Raw genomic sequence first — 6,000 nt, 5'->3', positions numbered from 1 at the left:
AAAATTTAAAAATACTCTAGGTTTATAGGGGTCAAAACAGAGCCTCTTTCTTATTCTGAATATACTTTCGGTAATCACAGCGATTACTCATCGATACACCATCCATTTCCAACACTACATCTCCTAACTTTACCTTTTTGTTCTTTTCACCTATAGCAGCTATGCGATATTGTCCTTCGATATATGCAATCCCATACCCTACTTTTTCTAAAGTAGAGATTACATTAGTATCTTGTACTTTCTTTAAGAATAAAGTACCGCGATTCGGACTGTAAATCAAGTGAAATTGCTTGATAAACTCAACGCCTAACTGATAAGTATTTTCGCTTAAAGACATGGTGATTTCCTCCTCTTTAAAACTGTGCTTTCCTATAGTGATTGTATTCCCATTGGAAACCAAAGTGTAGTTTAGCGATTCATCCATTCCAAAAGCACCTACACTTCCAGTAGTCAAATACTTATTAGCTTTGTCCCTGTCTAATGTCTTTAGTATGTCTTTGTCAAGACTCATGCTGATATAGCTATTATCTCCTGTATCTAATAAAAAGTAACGCTCTAAATTATTAATATTAACAGGAATAATCATACGAGGAGAATAGCCCATATTTAGATTCTTTACCTCCGTGAACCCTCCTTGTAATAGCCTATCTATTACTTCTGGATTAAAGTCTTGTAGAATAATCTCTTTCTTTACCGGATCTATTTCTAAGATTTTGTCTTGATAGATCACATTACCTAAAATCCCATCTATCTGATAACAGTCAAAAATAGGATCCTTCAACATCGGAAAGTGTTCTAAGTCAGTAAAAGGCAAATGATGAAAGGTATAATTCCCCACCTTCATACTATCAACGTGGATCACTTCCACTTGTTTAGCTACGTTATTTGCATCTACAACCCCGATATGTCCCCCTGAATAGAAATCCTCCAACAGACTACCTCGAATAGCTAAGCCATCCCAACCTGTGTCAAATAGAAAAGTCATCGGTTTATTATTGACTTTTAAATCCACGAGCATCCAGCCTCCTTTATCGTGATAAGGCAATCGAATTGTTTGTGCAAAACCTGATACAAACGACAATAGCACACTAAAAGCTATAATAAAAGCAAATCTATTTCTCATTAATTTTTTCTAATTAATACTTGTACTAACGCATATCAAGATAATAAATTATACCTTTTCTCACATTTTAATAATACTTTAATTAATAAGAATATAAAATAAACAAGGAGAATTACTCTTTCGAGTAATTCTCCTCTAAAATGTCTAAAATGCTTATTAAATTAATCCAACAAGATTATGTGTAATCCTACTGGCTCTTAATTTCTATACTTAACTCCCCAAATACACAATAACGCCAGCTATAATAATATAAAGCAAGGAGAAGATGACTGCTTTTTTGAGTATTAGTCCTTCTTTTCCTTGTTCATTACACGCTGTGGTTGCTACAGCTATACTCTGAGGAGAGATAATTTTACCACCTGTTGCACCTGTGGTATTCGCTGCAGCAAGCCATCCCTTATCTGCGCCAATTTGATCGGCAACTGACCCTTGTAACTTACCAAATAAAATATTAGAAGACGTATCACTTCCCGTTAGGAAGGTACCAACTGCACCAATTGCTGGAGCAAAGAAAGGATAGAATGCTCCTGTAGCAGTAGCCAAAGCTACTCCCAATACTGTAATCATTCCTGATACATCCATAATCGTTGACAGAGCAATAAGACAACAAACCGTCAGAACCGTTTTCTGTATTTGAATAGCGGTATCCCCCAATAACTTCATTAACCCCTTAAAAGTACCTCCCTGTATCAATCCACCAATGACAGAACTGATAAAAATTAATACTCCTGTATCGGTTAACCAATAAACACCCAGTTTCTTAACTTGCCCTAATATCTCAAAATTAAAGGTGCTTTGAAAAATACTCACATTTGCTTTTAACCACGTAGAAACAGGAAATAAGGGACTTGTAATTAACACCAAAGCTAAAATCAACCCATATACACTCCACGCACTCATCTGCTCTTTTTTAGTAAAAGGCAATACCTTCTTCGGCTGCTTCTGTTTTAGCGCAGCAATCTTACCAAATAATATAATCACGATAATAGCTGCAATACTTCCTAAAATTGCAGGAGTTTCAGCACCGATATATATAGCAGCATAATATTGTACAATTAATGACGTAGCTCCGACAATAAAAGACAACAATAAATGCTTGGGAACAGCTTTCCAAGTAGGATTCGAAAGGGTTACAATCATGAAAGGCACAAGGAACATTAAGACGGCTAATTGTGCCACAATATCTGCACTGATACTCGTGATTTGCTCAAGCATATCCACCTCACCTGCCAAGACAATAACAGGAATCCCTACAGCCCCAAAAGCAGTAGGCACACTATTGGCTAACAAACTGGCTACTGCTGAGAAAATGGGCTTGAATCCTAAACTTATTAAGATTGCAGCAGGTATAGCAACAGCTGTTCCAAAACCAGCCATTCCCTCTAACAAACCTCCAAATCCCCATGTCAACAAAAGTACTTGAACTGCTTTATCTTCTGATATAGCAGCAAATTGTTGTTTGATGACTTCTATTTTACCTGTGTGTACTTGAACATTGTAACTGTAAATTGCCATCAAAATAATAAGGAGGATCGGAAACATAGCCTTGACTACTCCATAAGCTATTGCCACCCCTGTATCACTAAAGGGTAAGGCAAAACCAAATATTCCAATAAGTACGGTCGCTATTAAAGTGATCAATGCACTTATATGCCCCGACACTTTCATCACTCCTAAGAGAATGATCAACAGCAAAATGGGAATCACTGCCAATACTACTTGTAGTGCTGTAATTTTCTCAATCATTTTACAATCTTTTTTTATTTGCTCTATAAAGATAATTCTAATAATCCTTCAAAATAAGGAAAAATGTCATTTTATCTTTGAAATTTTTATATATTTTACTTTTTTTTGAATATAATTTATTCTTTTAGTATTTATTCTACTGCTAATTACAGCCAACCCTTTATAGAATATTTTTAAAGACTTATGAATTACTTTTAGTATTTTTGGCAATCATAAATAGACTTTGAATTAATCTATGAAAAGAATTTTATATGCATCTATCGCTATTTTAATAGGCTCCTTAAGTTTTGTTGCTTGTGAGAAAGATGATATTTGCGCTGAAACAGAAGCAACTACACCGAGTTTCTTAATTGAGTTTTTCAATTATGAAGATCAAGATATTCCCCGTACAGAGCGCATTGAAGCCTATGCTTTAGGTTTTGAAGAACAAAAGATTGCATCTTCTGGCAATAAATTAGTGCTCCCTCTTCGCTTAGATCAACCGGAGACAAGTTGGGTTTTATCTCGAACAATACGCGAGCAAGAAGAAACTTACGTACTTAGTGATACCTTAACTTATAAATACAAAATCAATACAAGTTATTTAAACAAAGCTTGTGGATATGTATCTACTTTCTCATTGAACCAAGATGGAACTTCTCCTCTACTTAATGGAGATAAAGAAAGAACAGAAGGCAACTGGATTCAATTGTATATTACAGAAACAAATGAAATTTTAAATCAAGATGAAGCACACTTTACAATCTATTATTAAAGGAAGTATATTTCTTTGTGCTTTATCCGTTTTTGCACAAGAGAAAGAAGTCATTGAAAGTAAAAATGATAGTATTGCCCCTCCTACGAAAATTGAAATCGTGGAGACTACACCTCAAATAACCTCCAAACAAGAAACACCAGCAGTATTCCCGCAGCGTTTTGGATTGCGTGTTGGAGTAGATTTGTTTCGCTTAACTCGTGGATTCTATGACAAAACTTATCAGGGTTTTGAGATTACAGGAGATTATCGACTCAATAAAAATTGGTGGGCTGCTGCAGAAATAGGAACAGATAAGTTAGAGAGAAATGAAAGTACGTATGGCTTCACAACTAAAGGTAACTATATCCGATTAGGAGCGAACTACAATGTATATGACAATTGGTTAGATGAAGAAAATGCTATTTTTGTAGGGTTTAGATATGGATTTAGCAGTTTCTCACAGACTTTAGACTGGTACAGAATCTATACTACAGATCCCTATTTCCCAAATCAAGAGATCAGACCAAATGAAAAGTTTAGTGGCTTATCTGCACATTGGGTAGAATTTGTCACGGGAATTCAAGCAAAAATGTTTAACAATGTTTTTATGGGCTTTACTTTAAGGTTAAATGGATTAGTTAGTCAAAAACAGCCAGATCAATTTGAGAACCTTTATATTCCCGGTTTTAATAAAAAACACAGTGGAGCTATAGGAGTTGGATTTAATTATACAATCACCTATTTTATCCCACTTTATAAATCAAAGAAACACAAAAATACTGCTCCTATAGAATCTGATGTAAAATATGATTTGGAAGGTAATAAAGTGAACACTGAAGATAATAGTAGTCAATCTGAAGACTTAAAAATGATTGAAAACAATAAGAAACAGTTGAAATAAAGAATAAAAATAAAGCGCACTTTACAGTGCGCTTTGTTTTTATATGATAGCTTTAAACAATCCAGGATAATTTAGAACAATGCCATTTTCATCTACTTCAATCTCAGACTCAAATTCAGTTCCCAAGTTTTTGTAGAAATAACGAGAATCACTTAGTCGTGTATATTGTTGCAACATCGGTACTAATCTACCATCAATAGGGTCTATATAGATCACCGTAATTTCTGCTGTTGCATTTACAGCAAGTTTCAGTCGATTGATTGGTATTGTATTAGTAAAAGGAGTTATAGCTATATCAATGTCTAAACATTCGTTAAACTCTGGACGATCCATTTCATCAATCATCCATAAGCCATTAATTTTATGAGCATTAATAAAATTATTCTTATGACCAGTACGTGTTTCTATTGAGAAAAATCTCGTTTCCCAATTCTCATCCACGACAATCTGATAATCCACGCCGTAAACTTGATTGTTTTTATTCCCAACCAACTCACCTTTAACGTGATAACTATTCTCTTTTGATATGATTTTACATCGTTCAATTGACAAGTGTTGTTCACCTATCCATGTTGTGTTTTTATCCATACTTCTTTCTTATTTCGTACAAATTACTAAGTACAAGATACAATAAAAAAAACGATTTCATATTAGATTTTCAAAGCCAATGTAGCGATGAAAGTTGGAATAAAAGGATCTACAACAAAGCGAGGATTCGGTTGAAAAGCTTCTTCATAGGCCTTAATCACAAACCCCTGATCTAATTGACCACCAATCAAATCCTGTAGTGAATGCCCAAAGACAAAAGCTTCCCCTTTATCTTGTTTATTCTTAATTTCGTCGGCTGTAAAATCCTTTAAGTCAGCGAAAGGGATTCTATACTTTGGCTTGATTACTTGATCCTTGGCAAAGCGTTGATCTCTATCGTGTATATAAACAACTGGGTTGTAAAAACTGCTAATTAGACTACCTCCCATCTTTAATACGCGATAGCATTCTCTCCATACTGGAATCACACTCTCGATATAGTGATTAGAAATAGGATGTACAATACAGTCAAATGTCTGATCTTCAAACATAGATAGATCTGTCATACTTCCGTGAACCAATTCAATGGTTAAACCATCTCGCTCTGCAACAAACTTATCTTTATTTAACTGTTCTGTAGATAAGTCTAAAACAGTAACTATTGCACCTGCTGCGGCTAATACAGACCCTTGCTGACCACCAGCACTGGCAAGACATAAAACTCTTTTACCTTGTAGATTGCCCAACCATTCTTTGTTTATTGGAGTTGGTAATACATATAATTCCCACTCCCCCTGTTTGGCTCTTTCTACCACTTCTTTTGACACAGGTTGTGACCATTGAACATTAGCTAATGCTTGTTTATCCCAAGCAGCTTCATTGTGTTGAGTATATTTATTATTTTCTTGCATATTCTTTCTATTAATTAATTGTCCTACTTACTTATATGAACTTTTAATAGAAATA

The 6,000-nt window shown here is 34.7% G+C and carries 6 protein-coding genes; 2 read left to right on the top strand and 4 right to left on the bottom strand.

The window, feature by feature from the left end:
• Window positions 1-31 precede the first annotated feature (31 nt).
• Together GJV76_RS12215 and GJV76_RS12210 are read right to left on the bottom strand one after the other, a co-directional pair.
• On the bottom strand, window positions 32-1,123 hold the full coding sequence (locus GJV76_RS12215) for an aspartyl protease family protein (RefSeq protein WP_155092897.1): 1,092 nt from the start codon (window positions 1,121-1,123) through the stop codon (window positions 32-34).
• Window positions 1,124-1,333: 210 nt separating this feature from the next.
• Window positions 1,334-2,869, bottom strand: coding sequence for an L-lactate permease (locus GJV76_RS12210; protein WP_155092896.1), 1,536 nt, complete (start codon window positions 2,867-2,869; stop codon window positions 1,334-1,336).
• 235 nt (window positions 2,870-3,104) lie between these two features.
• Here GJV76_RS12210 and GJV76_RS15730 point away from each other — a divergent pair, with 235 nt between their 5' ends.
• Both GJV76_RS15730 and GJV76_RS12205 read left to right on the top strand, forming a co-directional pair.
• Complete coding sequence (locus tag GJV76_RS15730; protein WP_166520721.1) at window positions 3,105-3,623, top strand: DUF6452 family protein; 519 nt, start codon at window positions 3,105-3,107, stop codon at window positions 3,621-3,623.
• A complete protein-coding gene (locus GJV76_RS12205; RefSeq protein ID WP_166520720.1) occupies window positions 3,595-4,506 on the top strand; it encodes a DUF6048 family protein in 912 nt (303 codons plus the stop codon). Before GJV76_RS15730 ends, GJV76_RS12205 begins: the two co-directional genes overlap by 29 nt.
• Before the next feature lie 39 nt (window positions 4,507-4,545).
• On the opposite strand, the gene GJV76_RS12200 is transcribed toward GJV76_RS12205, so the two are convergent.
• Together GJV76_RS12200 and GJV76_RS12195 are read right to left on the bottom strand one after the other, a co-directional pair.
• Window positions 4,546-5,094: a putative glycolipid-binding domain-containing protein gene (locus GJV76_RS12200; RefSeq protein ID WP_155092895.1), complete on the bottom strand. Its 549-nt coding sequence runs from the start codon at window positions 5,092-5,094 to the stop codon at window positions 4,546-4,548.
• Between the two features lie 62 nt (window positions 5,095-5,156).
• Window positions 5,157-5,945, bottom strand: coding sequence for a class I SAM-dependent methyltransferase (locus GJV76_RS12195; protein ID WP_155092894.1), 789 nt, complete (start codon window positions 5,943-5,945; stop codon window positions 5,157-5,159).
• Window positions 5,946-6,000: the final 55 nt, after the last annotated feature.

It is taken from the genome of Myroides albus (genome assembly GCF_009711045.1).
GTDB classification, from domain to species: domain Bacteria; phylum Bacteroidota; class Bacteroidia; order Flavobacteriales; family Flavobacteriaceae; genus Flavobacterium; species Flavobacterium album_A.
The sequence above is the reverse complement of the archived record's forward strand: the minus strand, read 5'-3'. Positions and strand labels throughout refer to the sequence as shown.